Source organism: uncultured Candidatus Kuenenia sp. (assembly GCF_900696675.1).
GTDB classification, from domain to species: Bacteria; Planctomycetota; Brocadiia; order Brocadiales; family Brocadiaceae; genus Kuenenia; species Kuenenia stuttgartiensis_A.
The window spans coordinates 11,453-34,671 of the sequence record NZ_CAADGZ010000016.1 but is presented as its reverse complement, the minus strand read 5'-3'; the positions used below and the strand labels follow the sequence as shown (position 1 = coordinate 34,671).

Annotated in this window: 19 protein-coding genes; 8 read left to right on the top strand and 11 right to left on the bottom strand. The window is 41.9% G+C overall.

The genetic code is table 11. The annotated features are described in order from the left end of the window. Positions 1-131: 131 nt before the first annotated feature. A complete protein-coding gene (locus tag QZT26_RS04530) occupies positions 132-1,130 on the bottom strand; it encodes a cache domain-containing protein (protein ID WP_157820487.1) in 999 nt (332 codons plus the stop codon). A 173-nt stretch (positions 1,131-1,303) separates the two neighbouring features. Here QZT26_RS04530 and QZT26_RS04525 point away from each other — a divergent pair, with 173 nt between their 5' ends. After that, a complete protein-coding gene (locus tag QZT26_RS04525) occupies positions 1,304-1,795 on the top strand; it encodes a DUF456 domain-containing protein (protein WP_099324950.1) in 492 nt (163 codons plus the stop codon). A 24-nt stretch (positions 1,796-1,819) separates the two neighbouring features. On the opposite strand, the gene QZT26_RS04520 is transcribed toward QZT26_RS04525, so the two are convergent. From QZT26_RS04520 to QZT26_RS04510, 3 genes are read right to left on the bottom strand one after another with little or no spacing between them, the layout of a single operon-like run. Further along, a complete protein-coding gene (locus tag QZT26_RS04520; protein ID WP_295100968.1) occupies positions 1,820-3,607 on the bottom strand; it encodes an ATP-binding protein in 1,788 nt (595 codons plus the stop codon). Beyond that, positions 3,601-4,293 carry a response regulator transcription factor gene (locus QZT26_RS04515; protein ID WP_099324952.1) on the bottom strand — a complete coding sequence of 231 codons (693 nt, stop codon included), beginning with the start codon at positions 4,291-4,293 and terminating at the stop codon, positions 3,601-3,603. The genes QZT26_RS04520 and QZT26_RS04515 overlap by 7 nt, the downstream gene beginning before the upstream one ends. Next, positions 4,286-4,873 (bottom strand): hypothetical protein, encoded by a 588-nt coding sequence (locus tag QZT26_RS04510; RefSeq protein ID WP_099324953.1) that lies wholly within the window; start codon positions 4,871-4,873, stop codon positions 4,286-4,288. The genes QZT26_RS04515 and QZT26_RS04510 overlap by 8 nt, the downstream gene beginning before the upstream one ends. Positions 4,874-5,127: 254 nt before the next feature. Between QZT26_RS04510 and QZT26_RS04505 the strand changes: the two genes are divergently transcribed. Further along, positions 5,128-5,571, top strand: a complete 444-nt coding sequence (locus QZT26_RS04505) for a hypothetical protein (protein ID WP_099324954.1) — start codon at positions 5,128-5,130, stop codon at positions 5,569-5,571. A gap of 237 nt (positions 5,572-5,808) precedes the next feature. On the opposite strand, the gene QZT26_RS04500 is transcribed toward QZT26_RS04505, so the two are convergent. The 5 genes from QZT26_RS04500 to QZT26_RS04480 all read right to left on the bottom strand — a co-directional run bounded on the left by QZT26_RS04500 (position 5,809) and on the right by QZT26_RS04480 (position 10,162). Continuing rightward, on the bottom strand, positions 5,809-6,573 hold the full coding sequence (locus QZT26_RS04500; protein WP_099324955.1) for a type III pantothenate kinase: 765 nt from the start codon (positions 6,571-6,573) through the stop codon (positions 5,809-5,811). A gap of 14 nt (positions 6,574-6,587) precedes the next feature. Further along, positions 6,588-7,592, bottom strand: a complete 1,005-nt coding sequence (obgE, locus tag QZT26_RS04495; protein ID WP_099324956.1) for a GTPase ObgE — start codon at positions 7,590-7,592, stop codon at positions 6,588-6,590. 177 nt (positions 7,593-7,769) lie between these two features. Further along, entirely contained in the window at positions 7,770-8,384 is a 615-nt protein-coding gene (locus tag QZT26_RS04490; protein WP_295100960.1) for a class I SAM-dependent methyltransferase, read from the bottom strand. A 208-nt stretch (positions 8,385-8,592) separates the two neighbouring features. After that, positions 8,593-9,180: an isoprenylcysteine carboxylmethyltransferase family protein gene (locus tag QZT26_RS04485; protein ID WP_099324958.1), complete on the bottom strand. Its 588-nt coding sequence runs from the start codon at positions 9,178-9,180 to the stop codon at positions 8,593-8,595. Beyond that, complete coding sequence (locus QZT26_RS04480; RefSeq protein ID WP_295100955.1) at positions 9,134-10,162, bottom strand: BadF/BadG/BcrA/BcrD ATPase family protein; 1,029 nt, start codon at positions 10,160-10,162, stop codon at positions 9,134-9,136. Before QZT26_RS04480 ends, QZT26_RS04485 begins: the two co-directional genes overlap by 47 nt. A gap of 328 nt (positions 10,163-10,490) precedes the next feature. Here QZT26_RS04480 and QZT26_RS04475 point away from each other — a divergent pair, with 328 nt between their 5' ends. From QZT26_RS04475 to QZT26_RS04460, 4 genes are all read left to right on the top strand, one after another. After that, positions 10,491-11,795, top strand: a complete 1,305-nt coding sequence (locus tag QZT26_RS04475) for a pyridoxal phosphate-dependent aminotransferase (protein ID WP_099324961.1) — start codon at positions 10,491-10,493, stop codon at positions 11,793-11,795. 433 nt (positions 11,796-12,228) lie between these two features. After that, entirely contained in the window at positions 12,229-13,872 is a 1,644-nt protein-coding gene (locus QZT26_RS04470) for a CARDB domain-containing protein (protein WP_164994428.1), read from the top strand. 161 nt (positions 13,873-14,033) lie between these two features. Beyond that, the gene (locus QZT26_RS04465; RefSeq protein ID WP_230405722.1) at positions 14,034-15,626 is read left to right on the top strand and encodes a DUF11 domain-containing protein; all 1,593 of its coding nucleotides are present in this window, start codon (positions 14,034-14,036) and stop codon (positions 15,624-15,626) included. A gap of 526 nt (positions 15,627-16,152) precedes the next feature. Continuing rightward, positions 16,153-16,824, top strand: coding sequence for a DUF1566 domain-containing protein (locus QZT26_RS04460; RefSeq protein WP_164994427.1), 672 nt, complete (start codon positions 16,153-16,155; stop codon positions 16,822-16,824). A 364-nt stretch (positions 16,825-17,188) separates the two neighbouring features. Here the strand turns inward: QZT26_RS04460 and QZT26_RS04455 are convergent, their stop codons facing one another. Further along, positions 17,189-19,939, bottom strand: a complete 2,751-nt coding sequence (locus QZT26_RS04455; protein WP_295100949.1) for an MMPL family transporter — start codon at positions 19,937-19,939, stop codon at positions 17,189-17,191. A gap of 797 nt (positions 19,940-20,736) precedes the next feature. On the opposite strand from QZT26_RS04455, the gene QZT26_RS04450 reads away from it, so the two are divergent. Beyond that, positions 20,737-21,558, top strand: a complete 822-nt coding sequence (locus QZT26_RS04450; RefSeq protein WP_295100946.1) for a ChbG/HpnK family deacetylase — start codon at positions 20,737-20,739, stop codon at positions 21,556-21,558. Beyond that, positions 21,555-21,926 carry an EamA family transporter gene (locus QZT26_RS04445; RefSeq protein WP_295100944.1) on the top strand — a complete coding sequence of 124 codons (372 nt, stop codon included), beginning with the start codon at positions 21,555-21,557 and terminating at the stop codon, positions 21,924-21,926. The genes QZT26_RS04450 and QZT26_RS04445 overlap by 4 nt, the downstream gene beginning before the upstream one ends. Here QZT26_RS04445 and QZT26_RS04440 read toward each other — a convergent pair. Next, positions 21,913-22,938 (bottom strand): ceramide glucosyltransferase, encoded by a 1,026-nt coding sequence (locus QZT26_RS04440; protein WP_157820492.1) that lies wholly within the window; start codon positions 22,936-22,938, stop codon positions 21,913-21,915. The two genes, QZT26_RS04445 and QZT26_RS04440, sit on opposite strands and share 14 nt — an antisense overlap. Between the last annotated feature and the right edge of the window lie 281 nt (positions 22,939-23,219).

Genomic DNA, 23,219 nt, shown 5'->3' with positions numbered 1-23,219 from the left:
ACCGTGGCACTTTTTGTGTCACGGTAATTTTCTTCTCTGAGTCACCTGAAAACAAATAGGGTGAAAATCGTTGCCGGCAGGCATGTTTTCCAGGGATTAATTGAAATTTGAAGAGGACGACGGAAGGATATTTATAACAGGGCTTTTTTTCTGATAAACCGGTGAAATACAATAGAAATAGTGAAGATAACAGTTGCAACAACTACAAGGTACGCTTCCAGCACAACAAAGGGATGCAATACTTCTTTTTCATCCATTTCCACAAGGAGAAACCATTTCACATCCCTTAAACCGTCAAGGGGTGTATATGCGCTGATCACGGGAAGGTTGCGATAATCCTTCACTCGTTGTATATAGGTATTGCCAAGAATGACATCCCGCGAAGATTTTGTGTCTATTTTCATTTTTAAAATAGTATTTTCCCTGAGAAATCTTGACTTTGTTCTCATTAATTTGTCTTCGCCAATAATATAAATCTCTCCTGTTTTTCCTAATCCTTCCGATTGTGACACAATAGCGTCAAGTTTCGAATAGGGTATTTCAACAATAATTACCCCTAAAAATGTAGTGGCATTATCAAAAACAGGGCAGGCGCCAATGCACATGAAGTCTCTCGTTTTCTCGTTAAAGGTTATATCTGAAAAATGAAGGCGTGTTAACCCTTCAGTGAAGACTTCATTGAGTGTCGTTGAAACAAAATGACTGCTTTTTAAATTTTCTCCACGAAACGATTCGCCTTTTACTCCATAGACAACAAATCCCTCTGCATCCACGAGGTATATGTTTTGGAGGCCATGCTGCGTCAAAAAATGCATAAAAAGGTATCCATAATCCCTTTCTGCTTGTTTATAACGGGGATCACCAAAACCGCCTTCCTTAAACGCGGCGGCAAAAACCGGTAAACTCTGCATAATGAGCGGATTTTTGGAGAGGATATTAATGTCACCGTACCGTTCACGGAAAAAGCTCTGTATCTGTGTTTTTTTAATTTCCCGAACGGAAAAGAGGTGGTTCTGAACCTGTTTTCGAAGCCCAGACCCAAGGATTTTAAAGGAAAGCAACCCCATAGCAATCAAAAACGTAATTATCGCTATTATAACAGTTAAAAGTGTTTTATTTACAGAGTTCAAGGTAATTAATGAATGAAAAAAGGTGTATGGGCATGAGTATTCTGTGAAATCTGTAATAACAATAAATTAACGATAGATAAAATTCCAGATTTTTTCAGATATTCCAGGTAAAATACTATGTCGGTCATACGTTTTGACCGTATATCAATGTTACTATTAAACAGTTTTGCAAAATGAATATTTGGGAAATAATACTATTTGCCGTATCAATGGTTATCATGATTGCGGGCATGCTGGGTATTGTGCTTCCAATACTCCCCAGTATCCCGTTAATTTGGTTCGGGGCTTTTTTTTATGCCGTCTTCACGGGTTTCAGCGAAATAACGTGGAAACTGTTGTTGCTATTTGCTCTGTTAACGGTATTTTCCATAGTTATCGAAAACATAGGCAATGTGTACGGCGCCAGGAGATTCGGCGCTACGAAATGGGGGATTGCAGGGTCGATCATGGGCAGCGTTGCAGGGTTTTTCTGGGCAGGGGCAATTGGATTAATTGTAGGGCCTGTTATCGGCACCATTATTTTTGAAATAATTGGCGGGAAAAATTACGCAGGCGCTATGAAATCAGGCCTGGGTAATTTTATCGGTTTTGTTGGCGGAACTCTGATGAAAGGGATTATTGGAACGACAATGATCGTTATTTTTGTATGGAAGGTTTTTGGCTAAGAAAACCACCTCCCCTTGCCAACGTTATTTGCCATCAAAAGCGGCTGACGGTTTTTCTTGTTTTTGCGGCAATATGACCGTAAAGGTACTCCCCTTGCCGACCGTACTTTTCAGTTTAATGGCGCCATTATGAAGGTTTACTATATGTTTGACGATAGAAAGACCTAACCCTGTTCCGCCCATTTCCCTTGAACGTGCCGGGTCTATCCGGTAAAACCTCTCAAAAATACGGGGAATATGCTCGTGTGGTATTCCGATACCCGTATCTGAAACTTCAATTTGTATTGTTTCCTCCGCCGGAGAGATTGAAAGCCTGATGTCCCCGCTCTCGTGCGTATATTTTATTGCATTGTCAAGAAGGTTTGTCAGTAGCTGCCTTAAAAGGTATTCATTTGATTCTACAGTGGGGAGGTTTTGTGAGATGTGCAGGCGAAACGATTGTTTCTTTTCCTCGCAGTGTTCCTTGTAGGTGGGCAATATATCCTCAATACACTCATATATGTTTAATTCATGAAGCTCCATTTTCAATTCGTTCGTTTCCAGCTTTGAGAGTTCCAAAATATCTTTAATCAAATTATCAAGTCTTTGTGTATGTTTCATAATAACTTTCAAACTGTTATACGTATGCCCGCCCCCAGCGGCATAGTTTTCCAACAGCGTTTCCACATATCCCCTGATTGAGGTAAGAGGTGTCCTTAATTCGTGGGAAACATTGGCGACAAACTCCTTCCTGGTGTTTTCCAATTTTCTTAAATCAGTAATGTCGTGGAATACAATGAGAATTCCTATGGTATTATTGTCTTTTTGAAGCAGGGAAAACTGCGTCTGAAGCAGCTTTTTCTTTGGGGAAGCGTATTCTATTTCTGTCGTAAATCCGGTATTGGTTTTCATTGTCTGTTTTACCAGTATTTGCAGCGTTTCGTTTCTTATCCTTTCCCACAAATAATCCCTGCCAGGCGTTATCTCTGCTATGCCAAAAAATGTCATTGCCGTATTGTTTATAAGCAGAATCCTTTCCTGTAAATCCACCACCATGATGGCGTCGTTCATATTATTTATGATAGCCGTCAACCTTTTTTCACTATCGGAAATTATTTGTTGTTGCGCCTGCAAACGGTTTCCCATCGTATTAACTGCTTTGGCAAGCTCCTTCGTACCATTCCGGGAAGAAATATCCGCCCGCATCGTAAAATCGCCCCGGAGAAAATTCCTGGCAATTCCGGTAATTTCTGCTACCGGGGAAAGGATTCGTTCGATAATGATGAATCCTATGGCAGCACTAACAGCAAAAAGAATTAAAAGGCACACGGTAATTTTTTTTGAAACAGCGGAGATCGCGGCGTGAGCGTGTTCAAAAGGGGAAATAACGACAAGGAGTTTTATATCCACATCAGGAATAGCAATAGGTAAAGATATGCGTGATACCCGGTGTAATTTATCGTGAAATATAGTGTTTTCCCCGCCGCTAAGCAGGCGTGCGAGAACGTTATCCTCCGTGAATGTTTCCGGTATATTTTTATTTAAGGAAGTATAGGCAACACTTCCGGCAGCATCCGTGATAACAATGCCGACCTTGAGTAAATTACCGATATCTTCACAGGCAGAAACAATCTTTCCCCTGTCGTTTCCCTGCAGCACGTTTTTCAAAGAATTATATACTGCAGATGATTTTGAAAGAATATTTTCGTCGAGAAGGGTTACATGATGCGATTTCAGTGTTCTGTGAACGTAATAAAAGGCGGAGAAGAAACAAACGGATAACAGTAAAAAAAGGAGGAAACATGCTTTAAAAACCGGCTTGTGTTTCAACATGCTTGCCATTCCATGAATTTGTATCCAATGCCTCGTATCGTTATGATGTGGTTTTTAAACGACTTCAGTTTTTTTCGCAGGGACGCTATATGAACATCAATCGTCCTGTCAATAATAATTGTTTCCACTCCGGCGATTGCATCAATCAATTGGTCCCTGGTAAATACGCGGCCCGGTTTGCCTGCCAATTGACACAATAGTTTGAATTCGGTAAGTGTCAGGGGGATGACATCGTGTCCGATTTTTACTTCATAGTTGTCCATGTTAATTTTCAGATCGCCTATTTCTAACAATTCCTTTTTAAAGGAAGCATTCTTTGTGCGTCTTAGTACGGAATGTACCCGCGCTACGAGTTCCTTCGGGCTGAATGGCTTTGTAACATAATCGTCTGCTCCGAGTTTGAGGCCGCGTGTTATATCGTCTTCTTCTCCCCTGGCGGTCAACATGATTATGGCAGCATCGGACAATGCTTCATCTGACTTTAAACGCTTGCATACTTCCAGACCGTTCATTCCGGGAAGCATAATATCCAGGATGATAAGCGCCGGCCGTTCCGATTTCGACAACTCAAGCGCTGCCTCGCCATCCAAGGCGGTAATCGTTTTGTAACCATCCTTTTCCAGATGGTACATAATAAGGTTTACAATATCCCGTTCATCATCTACGATCAGTATGGTTTCATTCATTTGCGCAAGACTGCTCGTTTTCATTTCGATAATAATAATAGTACACTATTTGTGCAAACGTCTCTAAAGTGGCAGCTCCTTTTCCAAGGGTAGTAAGATATTCTTTAAAGGCGGGTATATTTTTAAAATTTTCTGACACATAATGCGCCACAAATGTTTCTGCGGAAAGAAAGTTTAGTTCAGGCCCCTTATCTTCGGGGCTCTGATAGATTTTAAACGCCACAATATCGGTAATTTTTTTTAAGTCGGTGTCTTTTGCCGTAGAGATAAGATTTTTTACCACCTCAAAGTCAAGGAAATGATTCTCCCTGTAATATTCATAAATTATATCTGCGAACTGATGAACAGACAATATTCCTTTGCTAAGATGTGACAGCCTTTCCCGGAAGGAAGGAATGTCGGGAAAATTTTCTGATATGTATTGGACGATAGCATCAATCGCGGCAATGTAGTTCGCTTTTTCCCCAAGATTTTCCTGGCTCTCATATATTTTGTATGCCACGAGTTCCGTTATTTTTTTGAGCGCAACATCTTTTTTGCCGGAAAGAGCATTTTTAAGCAATTGTTTATCGATGGTCATGTATTTTCCTTTGAGAAAGAAAACGGATAATTTTGTACTTGGACAAGATAAGGATATGTTTTAAAATATTGGAACAAATGTGGCAACAATAAAATTGGCAAAATAAAAGAAAGGGGTACGGTTAATTGCGTAATTTGCCACATTAATACATACCGTACAAAGGTAGTTGGTGTTTTAGAAAACGAAACGGTTGCATAGGGATTGACGCAATGTTTCTTTAACAGAGTACACATAATACAGGGTGGATTGTTCAAATGAAAACAGAATCAAAAAAAAGGGCGCTTTCACCAATAAAACTGCCCAAATATAACTTCACCCTCCGTGCTCCTGAATTTCAGAGGGAGGGGGAAGAGTTTATTGTCTGGTTTTTCGAAGGGATCATTGAAAAGGTACCGGATTATGTTGAGTGTCTTATGTATTTAGGCAATGCTTACACTGAAACGGGCAGGTACGAAAAGGGTCTTCTGATTGACCTGAAACTGTGCCGCCTGCGAAAAGATGACCCGTTTGTGCATTACAATCTGGCATGCAGTTATGCGTTGCTTAAAAATACAGAAGAAGCGTTTATTGCACTGGAAAAGGCAATAGATTTGGGCTACAACGATATTTACTATATTAAAAACGACAAAGACCTTGCGGTTCTCAGAAAAGACCTTCGGTATAAAAACCTGTTAAAAAAAATCTCAAAAAAGGCATAGTTTCAAGAACAGGAAAAGTAGTATCAAAGTAGTTTTTTAGGGTGCATTCCCGATTTTTTGTAAATATTTGCGAATATCTGTCGGTTGACAGATATTGTATTAGAAGCATCTTGCTTGATTAACCCTGACAGGGTTCGGAACCCTGTCAGGGTTGTTTTTTTTATTTTCAAGCTATGAAGGCAGGATTGGTTACCATAAAAATTTATCCGTACCGCATGAGTGGCCCGTTCCTGCTCCTTATTCCCTCTCCCGCCAGGCCTTGTACGCACATTGAATACCTTCCAGCGTAAGGTGCGGTGTTATGGAAGCGATTGACGGTATCTCCCGCGCCAGTATAGGTGCGCTTCCCCCTGTTGCAATGATCGCCGGTGTATCGCGGAGTTCCTTGCAAATGAGTTCAATGTATTGTTTTACCATTCCGATTGCGCCCCAGTAAATTCCTGACCGTATCGCTTCGACGGTGTTTCTGCCTAAAATAGTATCAGGTTTTTTCGTGATGGATACTTCTGGCAGCAGAGCAGTAGCATGGTGTAATGCCTTTGAAGAAATAGCCATGCCGGGAGCAATAATACCGCCGAGAAAGGCGCCGTGATTATTTATAACATCAACGGTAATTGCAGTGCCGGCGTCAATTATTATTGCCGAATCATGGAATCGTTCATATGCGGCAACCGCATTCAGCAATCTGTCGGCGCCAATTTTTTCCGGGTACTCTGCAAAAACAGACAAAGGAACGGGAATATCTTTTCCGATTTTTTGGGGTGACACATGTAACCGGGTTTTTATGCATTCGAAGAGAACCTCTTCTGGTTTTGGGTTTACGGAGGAAATAATCACGGCAGAAACACTGTTTTTGAGAGAACAAGTGGATATTGCTTTTGCGAGGCTATCATGCAGCATATGCGGCTCGCTGCTGCTGAGGGAAAAGGATGAGCGTAAAACATCCCCCTCAAAAACTCCGGCGTGGATGTTCGTATTGCCAATATCAATTGCCAGCCACATGGCGCCGCTCCCGATTAAGCAGTGTCTTTTTGTAATGTTTTGGACAACAAATAAATCAGGCTACTCAAATTTTTTCCAGTTATTGTTGAGACGGGGCAGACAGGGTGGGAAATATTTTCTTCAAGCTTTTTAATGCATGCAGCGCCAGTTTCTTCGTCAAGGAGGTCCATTTTATTCGCAACAACAATTTCGGTTTTTTCCGTGAGTTTTGGATTGTACTGTTTTAATTCATTACGGATGATACGGTATGCCTCTAACGGGTCTTTTTCCGGGAAAACAGAGGCGTCCAGCATGTGTACCAGCACCTTTGTTCTTTCAATATGCCGTAAAAATTCGTCTCCAAGCCCTATGCCTTTATGTGCGCCTTCTATGAGGCCGGGGATATCTGCGACGATAAAGCGCCGGAAGTTTTCTATTTCTACAACACCCAGTTGTGGCTGTAATGTGGTAAAGGGATAATCTGCTATTTTGGGCCTTGCCTTGGAAATACGGGAGAGCAATGTAGATTTTCCCGCGTTTGGCATACCAATAAGACCGGCGTCCGCAAAAAGTTTTAGCTCTAAAATCAGCCATCGTGCCTCGCCGGGCTGCCCATCTTCTGCCTCACGGGGGACGCGGTTCGTTGCGGTGGCAAAATGCTTGTTCCCCCTACCGCCCTTTCCGCCTCTGGCGATGACTATGCTTTCTCCGGCAGTGCTCATGTCCTTCAGGATACGGTCGCTCTCTTTGTCTTTTATTAAGGTGCCTCGCGGCAATAAGAGGACGATATCTTTTCCGTCCTTGCCGTTTTTGTTCGATCCTTTTCCGTGGATGCCATTATCTGCAATGTGTTTGACTCTGGAGGTAATGTCTAAAAGGGTTTCTATCTTTTCGCTTGCCAACAAGATAATATCACCCCCTTTCCCGCCATCGCCTCCGTTTGGGCCGCCATGTGGAACATATTTTTCCCTGCGGAAACTGACGCAGCCGTTTCCCCCATCCCCGCCTTTTACATAAATAACGGCTTCATCTACAAACACAATGCGTAACTCCGAAAAAATACAAGGATAAACAAAAAGGATACGTAATCAAAAAAACGATATCCCGAAAATAAAAGGTAAAATTTATAGTAATGCTATGGGTTTGCCTGGTTAATACTGTAGAGAGGTCTTAAAATCAGGGGTGATTGATGCACCATATCCCGCTCCCCATGTGTTTCACTTTCGCAACAGGCTGAAATAGGAAAACAGTTGTTCTTTTTTGGCAGGGGTAATATGTGTTTCTCCCGTTTCCCCGATAAGTTCGAATTGACCGCCGAATGCATCTGAAATTTTCTCCGCGTTGTATTGGACAACGTTCAGGCCGCTGCACTTCATTGGGCCGCCAACCGCAAAAGCGGCAATAATACAATATCCACCAGGCCTCAACGTTTTTCCTAAAATCTCAACATATTTTTCCCGGTCTCCCGGATCTGTCAGAAAATGAAAAACAGCCCGGTCGTGCCACAGCGAAAATTGCCGGCAAGAAGAAAACTCTGTTATGTCGGTTTCAAACCATTCGACATATTGCGCTTTATTCCCTAATCTGTTCCTGGCGAAATCAAGTGCTTTTGATGAGATATCCAGCGCCGCCAGCCGCGTGTATCCTTTCTCTAAAAGACGGTCTACCAATACAGACGCACCGCCTCCCACGTCGATAACGGGTTCATTTTTTTCCAACTGGCAATTTTCAATCAAGCGCAAGGAAACGGATGGTTCATTTTGATACCAACTAACCTCAAAAGGCGATTTATCCGAATACACCCGTTCCCAGTGATCTTTTCTCTTTGTCATATTAAAGGACATTCAGACATGCTGTAAATCTTTTACGTCACGAATTAACAGGGAAAATGAATTGATATAAACGTGTAATTCCCGCACGATTGCCTTCTACTGTACAGCTAAAATGTAGCGTTTTTTTAGTTTAACTCACTTGACCGTTGTGTTGCAACAGGAATTCTTTGACTGTTCAGTATCGACACATCAACAACCCATCATCGCATTATTCTCTTCTTTGTTTACTTTTAATTCCGGGAAGCCATCTTGGAACCTGCCGGCAATACTCTTCGTATTGCTTGCCAAAACGTCCTTTCAGCTCAGGCTCTTCAAAATAAACAACCAATATATGCGCTATTATACTAATCACAATCGCATAAATAAGTATACCCAGATTAGCAAAGAAGAGAACTTCTCCCCAGATTATCATGAGTTCCGCCAACATAATCGGATTGCGCATAATACGGAAAAACCCATCGGTAACAAGATTTTTCGGCGCATCCAACATGAGAGGAGTCCCCCTGCCTTTATGGCTGAAAACCCAAAGACAGTGTATCCACATAACCATACCGGCACATACAAGAAGCCCTCCGCCCCACATGCCAATTGCCGGAGGAATCGGCGCCTTTACCGTAATTATACGCTGCGCCGCACATGGCAAAACAACCATGAATACTGCAATGAACAAGAAGGCATTCAACAGCGATTTCCCCCACAATATCACCGTATTCTGTGTCTTGCTTTCCCGTACCCTTGGCCGATACAATTTAAATGCCGCCACCGCCGTTCCTTTCACTATTCCCGCCGGTACCATTCCCCTGTGATTTTTCCATGCCGGCAAGCTTCAATGCCAGGATTACCGCGCCTTTTGCCTGTTCTTCCGCAAGCAATACCGGCATTGCCCCAGGCGCAGACTGCCTTACTTTATGCACAAGGGGCTTTTCTACAAAATCGCTATTGCGCAATACACCACCCGCTAGTACCAGTGGAAAATTTTCTTTCGTAAAAGAAAGTGCTTTTGCCACCGCCAGTACTCCGTGGCATAGTTCAACGGCCGCATTTGTTAAAATATGCAGTGCAACGGTATCGCCCGATTTTGCCGCCTTATGTGCCAGTTTTGCAATACCGGCAACACCGGCGTATTCCGGAGGTTTTTTCAAAATATGCGCTGCCATTTCCGCTGGCGTGCTAAAGTGTAATTCCTTAAGGATATATTCCGCAAGATGGGTTTGGCGATCCCTTCCGTCGTATGCCCTCATGATTGCCCGCAGAGCCATCTTCCCTATTTCGTAACCGCTCCCTTCATTATCCAGAAAATTGCCCCAACCCCCTGCCCTTGCCGTTTTCCCGTCAAAACGTTCTCCATACACGATGGAACCAGTGCCGGAAATTACAACAACTCCATGCCGTTTGCCAGCCCCGGCAACAAGAGAAATAATTGCATCCGTATACACCTCAATCTGCATATCTCCGGCAAATAAATGTTTATACCGTGAATCCGCACCATAACGGTCTGTTACCTGACAAATTACCTTTCTCATTGTATGCCTTGTCTCTTCCTCTCCACCCCCGGCTATGCCTGCACACAAGGCCTCTATCCTGAATTCGGGAACGGACGAAGAGTGGATGGCACCGGAAATGGACTCCTGCATTGCGGCTCTTATATCGTCAGTATTAACCAGATTGGGATTCGCAGGGCCTCCCCTTCCCTGCCCGATTATCTTTCCTGTATCATCAGAAAGGAGGCACGTGGTTTTTGTACCCCCGCCATCAATTCCCAGTACACATCTTTTCATTATTGACTGCACCCTCCCATTCATCTTAAAAAGGTGTCTGCAAGATATATAATGTAGTCAAAGAATCTATGCTTTCAAAATAAGCTCTACTCTTTTATGGTCTTAGTAAAAGACCTAGTTTACCATTTAAAATACCCGTTTGTCGAACACTCTTCATAAACATATTTCTTGCATGTACAAGAATACATTTGTAGAATCATTTTTTTGTTTTTTAAATCCTTTTTTCACATGGTAACTATTTCCTGTAAAATACTTTATCAGGAAATACGTAATCATATATTTTGTTTAATTAGTAAAATCATTCTTTTTTTGAAGGGTACGCGGGATTATGCGCAGAGGCATTGAACATGAAGGTTGGAGACATCTTACATATGAAATTAGAGCTATCGTAGCGGTAGCAAATGAATTAAAAAAATTAGGCGTTGAAATAACCTGGGAGAACATAGGGGATCCTGTTCAAAAAGGAGAGAAAATCCCTCAATGGATAAAAGACATTGTTATTCAATTGGTATCAGAAGATAAGACATATGGATACGTAGCAACACAGGGCGTTCCGGAAACGAGAAAATTCCTTGCCGATCTGGTAAACAAACGCGGCGGGTATCAAATTTCGCCGGACGATATTATCTTTTTCAACGGATTAGGCGATGCCGTTTCCACCATCTTCAGTCTTTTGAAGAGGGAAGCACGTGTAATTGGACCTTCGCCTGCATATTCCACACACTCATCAGCAGAGGCAGCCCACTCCGGGTATGATCACCTTACGTATGATCTTGACCCTGAAAACAATTGGCTGCCGGATCTTAATGATATTGAAAATAAAATAAAGTATAACGATTCCATTGCCGGCATGCTTATCATCAATCCCGACAATCCTACAGGATCGGTATACCCGCGCTCCTTCCTTGAAAAGATAGTTGAAATCGCAAAAAGGTATGAGTTGTTTCTCATCTGTGACGAAATATATGCAAATATCGTTTATAACGGCGCGGAAACGGCAAATCTCAGCGAAATAATCGGCGGAGTGCCCGGCATGGCAATGCGCGGCATTTCCAAAGAATTTCCATGGCCTGGTTCCAGGTGCGGATGGATTGAGGTATTCAACCAGGAATCAAATCCGGAATTCAAGAACTATATCAAAAGTTTAATTAACGCAAAAATGCTTGAAGTATGTTCCACCAGCCTGCCCCAATATGCTATTCCGCTGATAATGGGTAATCCCAATTATCCGGCACATCTGAAAATGCGTAGGGAGAAGTATGAATACCGTGCGTATGAGGCATGCGAAATCTTTTCAAAGGTAGATGGCATACGAGTGGTAAAACCCCAGGGGGCATTCTATATGTCCATCGTATTTAAGGATGGTGTTTTAAATGCCCAACAAACCCTGCCGATCGAAAACATTGCTGTTAAAAAATACATCCTGGATAAGGTAAGTGGTGTGGAGGTAGATAAAAGGTTTGTTTATTATCTTCTCGGGGCAACGGGGATATGTGTTGTGCCATTAACAGGCTTTTGCTGCACAAGGAAGGGATTCCGCATCACGCTACTGGAAGCCGATGATGAAAAACGAAAATGGACGTGGAATACTATTGCTGAAAATATAAATAAATATGTAACCCCCTGCAATTGATTTTTAAAAAACGAGAACCATTCATTTGGAATGTCCTGCGAGTAAAAAGCAGTATGGATATGTTTTGAATACCCCCATTTTCAGGTATTGACAGGAAAAAAAAACTGTTTATATTTGAATATAGAGAAAAAGCCTCTGCTGCACAGTATAAATTGAGAAAACTAAGTAATTTGCCAAACTACCGGAGTGTAAAGCGAACCTGTTTCCAAACCTTGTGCTGAACATAGTGAAGTATCTGCTTGGGAAGGAAGCATATATTGTTTTACGCTGAATAGTTACGTTTGCGGAGAAATATAGAAATCATTTGTTTAGATTAAATCAAAAAAATAATTTTTTACCATGCTGGAAGGGGCATTAAAACCGGTTCTGATTTTGTGGGGGGTTAAGTATTTTAGTCCAGACGATTTTACCTTTATTGAAAGGAGGCATCACTTTGAAAATTAACCATTTAAGAAAGATGTTCTTGGTTGTACCGCTTTTTATATTGTGGGCTGTTATTGGAAGCAATTCATGGGGAAGTGGTATTAAACACGATCCTGACGAAAAAGGAAAACATTACCACGGTCATATTAACGATGAACCAGGTCCCAGGCATTATGAAACGATACATAGCGAAAAAGAAAAACCCAAACCCAAACCTGAGCCTAAATCTGACATGTTAATAACCTCTATGGCATACCCAACAGGCAATAAGGACTGTTGCAGCGTTATTTATATGGAAAAAATAGCACCCAGGACAGGCGCAGTGGGCGTTCCTTATGAATATGTTATAAAAGTAACAAACCTTATTGACAGCAAGATTGATGATGTAGAGGTTATTCATAGCCTGCCAGGCAATTTTAACATAACAGGGTCAGACCCTGATATGTTAAAAAGTATAAACGACAGCATGAAAGAAGGTATTGCTGTATGGGAACTAGGCACACTGCAGCCTCATGAAACTAAAATTATCCGGTTAGCAGGTACCCCTACCAAAGAGGGTAAGATGCCGTTTTGTACCGACCTTGAATACCAATTGCCGGATATTTGCCTCGAACCGGAAATATTGCAGCCAAAGTTGTTGCTTTCCAAAAAGGCTCCGGAATCTGTATTGCTTTGCGATACCATACCATTGACTTTTGTAGTACAGAACAGCGGAACGGGAATGGCCAGGGATGTTCAGATAAAAGAATCATTGCCTGACGGATTAACTACCCAGGACGGACATGCCAGTGTGATCATGAAGATCGGCACCCTTGCGCCTGGAGAGTCGAGAACGGCGACACTAAATGTTACAGCAGAAAGAATTGGTGAATATCATAACATTGCAACAGCAGTTGCGGATGGCGGATTAAGCATTGAGTCAAACAAAACAAGCACGGTTGTATTACAGCCCAAGTTGGAGATTGTAAACACAGGACCTGACAACATCTATCTTGGACGTAACATTACCTATGATATATCGGTAAGTAACATAGGAAATGGTCCGGCATCGGCAACAGTAGTAACAGATACCATCCTTGCGAATGCTACATTTTTGAATGCGACCAATGGCGGAGCAATGTCGGCAGGTGGTGTAAAATGGAATCTGGGTACTTTACAGCCAAACGATTCAAAAAAATTAAGTATTACCGTACAGCCAAATGGTATTGGTACCGTTGAGAACAAGGCTACTGCCGAGGCGGTATGTGCAGAAGCGGTATTTGCAACCGTAACTACAGATGTTGCTGGTATTTCCGCTATATTGCTTGAGGTTGTTGACGTACATGATCCAATTGAGGTGGGACATGATGAGATATACATTATTACCGTTACCAACCAGGGAACTGACCACAGCAGAAATATCAGGATAACCTGTACACTGGAAGATAGTATGGAATATATATCCTCCGGCGGTGCAACTAGCGGGACAATCGATGGTGAAGGCAGGACTGTAACATTTAGTCCATTGCCAAGCCTGGCTCCAAAAGCAACGGCAACATGGAAGGTTGAAGTAAAGGCCTTGAGCGACGGCGACGCGAGGTTTAAAGTTAATATGACCGATGATCGTTTGACAAGGCCGGTAGAAGAAACCGAGGCCACCCATTTCTATGAATAATTTCTTATAAAAGCCGGGAGTTATTTATTGGTCGGTTAATGTGGTTAGTATGATATTTATGGGTACTCATAAATAGAAGCAAAAAAGCCAGCTCTTTTTGCTGGCTTTTTTGCTTTCTATAAAATTGTTTAAATAGCATGCATTTAATGGAGATACTATATATGAATAAATTTAAAAGAGCCGTATTTTTGCTTTATATTCTTTTCGCAACTTTACCATTTTTATACGGGTGTAGTTATACAAACAGGTATTTTTCGAATGAGAAGGAAGTTGTTTCCGCGCGAGGATACGATGAAACCCAGGCAGCATCGGAAAAAAAATCTTCCGTAAAAAAAGAAACAAAATCGGAAGCCGCAGCCGAATATAAAAGACTTCATATGTCGGATAAACAGCATGGGCTTGTTCTTATCGATAAAAACCTTCCTTCGGAACCTCAGGTAGGGCAATTATTCGACTATGTTATCACGATAACCAATGTTTCAGGCCAGAAGCTGATGGATGTAAAGGTAATCGAAACGCTTTCAAATAATTTTGAAATGAAAAACGCCACTCCAAAAGCTGATATAACAAAGGAAAATGTTATACAATGGAACATGGGAGAATTGTCTCCGGATGAAAACAAATCATTTCGGGTATTTGGTATTCCGGTGAAAGAGGGATCCATATCTTTCTGTACGGATGTCACCTATAATCTGCCTCCATTCTGTTCCATTGCAAATGCAGTACAGCCAAAGTTGCTGCTTACCAAAAATGCGCCACCGGCGGTATTGATTTGTGATGTGATACCTTTTACGTTTGTTGTGCAGAATTCAGGAACCGGATATGCCAAAAATGTCGAGATAAAAGAATCTTTGCCTGAAGGTCTCAAAACGCACGATGGGCTTTCCAATGTTGTATTGAAAATTGGTACTCTTGCTCCAGGTGAATCAAGGACGGTTACATTGGACGTAACCGCCGATAAAACAGGAGAGTACCGTAACGTTGCAACGGTAGTTGCCGACACTGGATTAAGCGCTGAATCTAACAAAACAACCACTGTTGTGCAAAAACCGGAATTGCAGATTACAAAGAAAGGGCCTGGCAAGATATACATCGGACGTGATATAACATACGACATAGCAGTGAAAAATGTAGGAGATGGTAATGCCGGAACAACGGTAGTGGAGGATACAATACCCGCAAATGCAACATTTTTAAACGCAAGTTCCGGCGGTGTACTGTCTGACGGCTCTGTCGTTTGGAACCTGGGTACATTGTATTCAAAAGATACGAGAAAGCTAAGTATTACCTTGCGTCCTAACGGACTTGGGTCTGTATTAAACAGGGCCACTGCCGAGGCAGTCTGTGCGGATGCCGTATCGGTAACAGCAGCGACTGATGTCTTAGGTATTGCTGCTATATTGCTGGAAGTAGTTGATGTACATGACCCGGTTGAGGTTGGGGAGGACGAAACTTATATTATTACGGTAACGAACCAGGGATCTTCCCATAGCAAGAATGTTAAAATGTCATGTACGCTTGAGGACGAGATGGAGTATGTGTCATCATCGGGCGCAACCGGTGGTAGTCTTTCAGATGATGGCAAGGTTTTCAGCTTTGATCCGCTACCAAGTTTGGCTCCAAAGGCAAAGGCAACATGGAAGGTTGTTGTAAAAGCACTAAGCGAAGGGGATGTACGGTTTAAAGTTTCGATGCAGGATGATCGCCTTGACAGGCCAGTAGAAGAAACAGAGGCCACTACTTTCTATAAATAAAAGTGCCGAATAACAGTTCGTTGTCGGTGAATTGTTTTTCCACGTTTTTAATCAGTATTTTATTAAGAGATAACCGTCCTTCCTCATTTCAAGTGAGGAAGGATTTTTATCTTTGTCCAATACAAAGATATAGTCAAACAAATCCGATTTTAGGCAACACTTTAGCCTTTTGAAAAATTCATGTAGTGCGACGAGGTTCGTCGCACTACATGAATTTTTCGTTCTCGCTACCAAGCTCTGCAGACGGGGTCAAAATTAACTTTGTTTGTCTCAAAAGTGGGGATGAACTACTATAAACCCCCGTTTTTACTCATATTTTACCGTTTTTCATCAACAAAGTGGGGAGATTAGACCCATAAAACAAAGCAAAATTACCCATTTGGCCAAGTATGTCCGGTTTGGGAACGAGCGTTTTTACCTTTTCAAAAATCTAATCTGTTGCAAAAATTCCAATAATAGCGATGTTTGCCGCGCATTTTTTACACAGTCGCGCCATCTGCGCCTTAGTGGTTATGAAGCACTTCGTTTGAAAAGAACCTATATAAGCACAGACGGAAAAGATATGAAAAGAAGCCATGCTCTTTATTCAGGCAGTCTTGCCTTACTAATCATTCTTGTGTTAATTGCAATAGTACCTGCTAATAGCATTGTGTCTGCGGCAATGGAGACTTATGCTATTAAATCAACGGGCAGTGTAGTTACGGCAATATTCCTTCGCAATACCCCGGAAAATGGCTTATCACCGGAAAAGATACAATCCGTATTGAAAGAAAAAGGACTATTTGATTCGCGAAGAAATCCTTTAGGAAAAGGAATTACCCACGCGTATGAAATACAAAAAGCGGGAAAAGTTGTGCATGACCGGGTTGTTCATATTATATGGCAGCAATCCGGTTCACAAAAAAAAATGAATTACGCAGGGGCAAAACACTATATTTCTAAACGAAACAGTGACCAATTTGCGGGTTATAACGACTGGCGTTTGCCAACCACCGAGGAAGCCATGTCGCTAATGCAATCAGTAAAGAAAAAGTGCGGATTAAACATCGATGAGGTATTTGATCCCCTCCAGGAAAGAGCCTGGACTTCAGATATAAGAAAAGAAGGGACGGCATGGGTTGTCAGGTTTGATTCGGGATATTGCGACTACACCTATACAGATGCCAACATCAAATACCACGTTCGCGCCGTAAGGTAGCAAAGAAAGAGGGGCATCGGCTCCCTTGCGAGAGAGAGGCTGATTGCGAGGATTAAAAAACTCGTATGATCCTGCGGAGCGCTGCGTACCTATAATTGGCCAATGACGAAGCACATTCTAATTACAAAGCATAAGATTCAAATCCTATTCAAAACATTACAAAGCTTTAATTCTTTGAAACCGTAGTGACGAAGCATTTGCGACAAACGGTTGCTGCTCGCTATTCACGTAATAGCTAATTCCAATAAATTTTCAAGTAGTGCGGCGAGGTTCGTCGCACTACTTGAAAATTTCCAGTTTCAAAAGACAAAGATGTTGCGATAAGTTACTAATGCATTCCCTTACAAAATGTGGTTGCCTGCCCTTAGGCAGCTTTTTCACCATAAAGGCGGCGCGTGCATTTTTTTCTGTATTCATGTATGAGTGAAAGGGTGAAAGGCAGGACGAATATGGACGTCACAAGGCTGCATGAGAGGCTGATTGCGAGGATCAATCCAAGGCTTGAGACCCCCCGGTGTGAGGCTAACGCCAAAGACCCAAATCCTATTATGGTTGTGAGTGAAGATATGATGATAGCCTTTCCCGTGCTGGTTTGATGTATCCAAAGGCCTTCCTTTTCATTTAACCGCATCATGGTGTGGATGCTGTTATCAATGCTGATGCCCAGTATTAGTGGAAATGCGATTACATTTGCCGGGTTTGGCTGAATACGGAACAATTTCATAAATCCGATTGTCCATAAAATCGTCAGAAGCAGGGGATAAAGGGTGGTCAGGGTAAGTATTATATTTCTATAGGTTAAGAGGAGGATCGAAAAAATAATAGCCAGTGTGTAGCCTCCGGCGATCAAAAACCCCCGCTTGATTAATCTGTTTGTATCATAAATCTGAAATGGCGCACCAGTAGCTTCAGGCTGTATACTCCGTATTTCAGATACAAACTCGCCCAGTTTTCCTTCCGTCCAGATGTCTTCTTTGGGAAAGATATATACCATGTTTTTCCCCGTTTTCCCGACAAATCGTTCTTTCAGGCCGTAGGGCAAATCGTCTATGGTCATGGGTTCGGGAACCATTCCATGCTTCAGGTATTCAAGATGTTTGCGAATAGTCCGTTGTCCTTTGGATAATCTTTCCACAATTTCTGCTTCCGGCAAAGTTTCTGCATTCCGCAAAAAGGTATCTATTTTGTTGTTAAGGATGAGGAGGCGGTCGGCAAGGGGACCGCTACCCTCTTTCAGCAGCCCCATATTTTTGCCGAAAGTGAGCCGGAATCGCAGCCGTTCAAGAATGGTTTTCAATTCCTGATATCGTATCGCATCGCCGGCATTCCCGGGAATGGGTATAGTTTGTGCGAGGGCTTTCAACTCTTTTATAATGCCCACCTTTTTTTCCTGCTCGTCGGGAAGCACCGAAGCAATGCTTTCTACCTTTCCCACGCTTTTGAGCCGCAGGAGCTGTTCGGACACCCTCTCCGCTTCTTCAGGAGTATCTGCGACAATCGCCCCAAACCATGTGGCAGTGCCGGTTGATTGAATAATTTTTATTGCGTATCGGGTCGATTCCAGGTTGGGTGGCAGGAGGTTCAGCAGATTGTCGTCAAATTTTATGTGCCTTACAAAGAAGCATGAACCAATTGCAAACAATATGGAAACAATCGTCAGGGGGACTTTGCATGAAACTACTATACTGAACATCCAGTTTTTTACCGGTGTACATAATGAAGCCGCCGGAAACATTTTTTTTTCTGCATTAATGAATTTGTCAAATAAGATGATAAGCGAGGAAAGCAAAAACAGCGTGGAGATCAATGCGAGCAAAATGCCCGTTCCCGCGATTAGCCCTAGCTCGCTTAATCCTTTAAAATCGATTAACAGAGTGGAGTAAAACGATATTGCCGTGGTAACAGCGCCCAGGATGATGCCTTTTCCGGTATTTTCCATTGATTTACATAATGCGTCCCTTTTCTCATGACCGAGCTTCCTGTATTCTGTGTAACGTAACATGAGGTGGATGCTAAAATCTATTCCCAGACCGATTAAAACAACGGCAAATACAATGGAAAAGAGATTTAAGTACCCTATTGCCAATGTTGTAAAGCCAAACGTCCAGCTTATCGAACACAAAAGGGTGAGCATGCCGAGTAACGGCATTACGATTGAATTGAACGAAATGATAAAGAGTATAGCAACTCCCACAAGTGCGGCAATGGAAATGTATAACATTTCTTTCTGAGAAATTTCCATTTCGTCGGCTTCCATAGCAACGGTTCCTGTAAGGCCGATATCGACTCCGGGACACATTTCTTTTGCTGCTGCAACTTGTTTTCTGATAAAACGGGTGGAATCCGTACCCGTCAACAATCCGTCAATATCATTAACCGTTATCTCCATCAAGAGAATGCGTCCGTTGTCAAAGAGATTATAATATGCGGTATCCGGCGAATCGCCGAAAGCCATAGCAGCGGGGGAAAAAGGTATTCCGCCGTGAGCTTGCATCGCTGTTTGCAATGGAGATTCCGGCATGACATTGTTTTCACGGAGGTTGTTATTCATGTCCTGAAGAAGGGCGATAAGCCTGTCGATGTCTTCCGTGATGTTGCTGTCGTCTGTTGTTTGTGCATGGGTTTTCTGCGTCAGTGAATGCTCAAATTGGGCGAAAATATCTTCGTATTGGTATGCTTGGGGTAGTTGCGCCCTGTTTTCCATGGTATGTAACAAATCTGTTTTTATTTTGAGAAGTTCTTCAACATCAAGATAAAAGAGCCCCTTTTTCTCAAAATCTGTTTTGTTCACTTTATAGAAAATGTTTTTAATAAGGCGTGGACTGTTCTTTAGCCTTTTTGCAATTTGTTCCGCAGCGTTAATAAGAGCATCCGTATTATCTGATTCCATTACGATGATATGGTTATCAACCTGGCCAAATTCGTCCATTAGTTTCAGGAATCTTTTATTATATTCCTTTTCTTTTGAGATAAGGGAGTTTCGGTCAGGGTTAAATGTTAAATACTTCACCGTATAGAGCGAAGAAATGAGCGTAAGCAGGAGGGCAACGAATAATACTATTTTAGGACGGGAGCACGCAATGGCAGCGATTTTTCTGGCAATGATTTCAAACACCTTGCAATCTCCGTATCTTAACCATCAATGACGAAACAGCGCTTCCGATGTAGAACAACACTGCAGTGGACAAGTCAGTGCTTTGAAAAGAAGGTGCAGCAAAATAAATTGAACTATTTTTATAGAAGGTGTTTAACATTTTTTTCTCTTTTTCAGTTAGTGCGGGAAATATTCAGTACAACATTTGTTTTATAAGGGCTATATTATTACACAATGCCTTATCTATGAAATACCCATACAAATACGTATTGTATATTTCTACCCTATAATAATGAATAACTTCAACTTAAAAATGAGTAACAATGCCGTCTGCCCGAAATACATGCAGAATAACAACCGGTAATTTCTTTGCATTTTTTGGAAAAATATTTAATGGTGAATTCCGGATTTTTGTAACAATTTAGTTTTTTGAAAAATGTATTACCTATAAGCTCCGTAGGAGCGGCCTGTTTATAGCAAAATAGAATATTATAACAGATATTAGCTCCGTTAGGAGCGACTTGTCTCTTGTAGATCCATATTAAACAGGTCTGCCGGAATACGGACAGGCCGCTCCTACGGAGCTATTTACTCTATTGAATTTTATTGTGCTACAAACAGACCGCCCCTAACGGGGTTACATGGTATTTTTTCTACACCGTGAATTTTTTAAAAAGCTAAAATGTTACGAATTTTTTATTTTTTGTCTGTTTGGTTCCGGCTTGTCCATTTTAGGGGGGCTGCCATAAAACACATATATATGAACTATTACAAAAATAATTGTAAGAGCAGGGTATTTATAGTATCTTTGTTCCGATATGAAAAAGTGCGTTATTAATGCCGATGATTTTGGAAAATCTGATGCCGTGAATGTATGCGTGGAAACAGCGTTCAGGGAAGGTGTTTTATCCAGTGCCAGCATAATGGCTGGGGGGCTGGCGTTTCCCGGAGCCTGCAGCATTATTAAGGGGAACCCCGGACTTGGCGTAGGTATTCATCTTACACTGCTCCAAGGGCATTCGGTGTTAAAGCATAAGGATATTCCCGGACTTGCGGATGTTAAGGGAAATTTTTGCGAAAACCCTTTCTTTGCAGGGATGAATCTTTTCTTTAAAAGGGGAATTGCGAATCAGATACGAAGCGAAATCAGGGCTCAAACAGAAAAGGCCTTAGAGTCGGGAATATCTCTGGGGCATTTGGACGGTCACTTAAACATACATCTTCATCCATCGGTAATATGGCATGCAGTGGAATTATGCAAGGTATATAACATCCCCTATATCAGGATACCCCGTGAGCCTCTATTTAAGAATTTGTTCGTATCGGGGAAGAAGTTGTTGTATAAAATAAGCCATAAAATTATTTTTGAAATACTCGCCTGCAGGGCAATGCCGTTACTAAAAGAATACGGCATCGGACATATTCCCCTGGTAATAGGCCTTCTGGAATCGGGGAATATTACGGCTGATTACCTGAAGAAGACCCTTCCGGGAATTGATAAGACGCCTTTTGAAATATATTGTCATCCGGAGCAGAATAATGCCGACTTTCGGGCACTTATGGATAAGGATGTAAAAAAATGTCTTGTGGAAAATGGTATCAGGATTATTACTTATAGAGAAATAAAGGGGCAACAATGATAAAAACGTTCGGGTTCCTGTTTTTCATGCTCATAGCGCAAGCCTTCGGGCACGCCTTCTTGAGCAAAGGGATGGTTGGGATAGGAGAACTTACCGCGTACAGTGTAAGGGAAATACTTTTTTACGCCCTGGTTGTCATGAGAAATCCGTGGATCGTTTTCGGGATATTTTTTCATGCGATCGGATTTTTTTCATGGATGTATATTCTTTCTTTCTCGAAATTAAGCCTGGTGCTTCCACTGACGTCTCTCTGTTATATAATGACCGCCTTTTTAGCTACATTCATGCTCGGAGAAGAGGTTAGCCCTCTCAGGTGGGCAGGGACCGCAGTGATAGTATTTGGCGTTTACCTTGTTACTCAGGGTTGATTTGAGCAATCGTTCCGTCTTTGCCAAGGACAAATTTTTTATTTTTCCAGGTAATTTTGTTGCCGCAAAAACTCAATAACCATGTATAAAATCCCAAAAATTCCTGTATAGGAACGAGCAAATACACCCATGAAAATGGAATCTTGCTCAGCAGGGTTCCTGTTAGGGTAATGCTAAGAAAACGCAGAATGATTGCCGTGCCAAAAAGAGAGATAGCGGGGAGAGAAAAAGAGGTAAAAAAACACAATAGCAGCGACCAGACAGAACCAAAAGATATGCCAAATAAAAAATATCCGACAGGTTCTGAGACCCTGTACGTCTTGCATAATCGTAATTGACGTACAAAATAATTCTTAAAATTCGATTTCCCGACAACGGTATTTACCAGAATTGTTGAGAGCGTAACGGGATTTCCGTTTTTACTGATTTTGTTTCCGAGATGGTAATCATCCGCCAGCATATTGCCTAACGCTTCGTACCCGCCAATCGATTCCAGCGACTGTTTTGTAAGAAACATTGAAGCCCCAAAACCGTAATTTATCCCATGAAAAATTTTTGCCATACACACGCCCTGGAATATATCAGAGAGTATGGTGATAACCTCGAGGTGCCCCCCGATCCCTTCGTTGTGTATTCCCCGATACAAATTGGTGACCATGCCGGCGTTCTTTATGTGGGTCAACGATTGCAGGAAGTCCTGTGGTACTAATACATCGGCGTCGGAAATATTAATGATATCATACCGTGCATGTTCCGTAAGGGTAATGAGTTTCCCCACCTTTTCGTTTGAATATTTCTTATGGTTGCTGCACAGGATTATTTTGCAGATGCCGGGAAATTCATTTTCCAGCTTTGTTAAAATGCCATAGGCGGGATCGTCTTTTGAACTGACACCAAACAGAATTTCTATGGGAATGGCTCTTAAATCAAGGAAGGATTTGATATTGTTGTATAAATTGTATACCTCGCCGGTAATGGGTTTTAAAAAACTGATCCCCTCGAAATGAGGCATCTCTGTTTCCTCTCCCTTCTCTCTGAATACCGTCAAAGTACATAAAAACGCAGCAATATAATAGGTAAACGATAAGAATGTGAGTATGGAGAAGCAATATACGGCCATGGTTGATTAACGATGCATCATTATAAGCAACAAAAGGATAAAATTACACACGACGGAGATCGTTTGCAATACGGAAGGTAAAATAATTACATTTTACAAGCACTTCCTGAACAACAATGTTTGGCAAAAACCTCTCCGGTTTCTAACTATTTGTTATTATAGACCTTGCACGT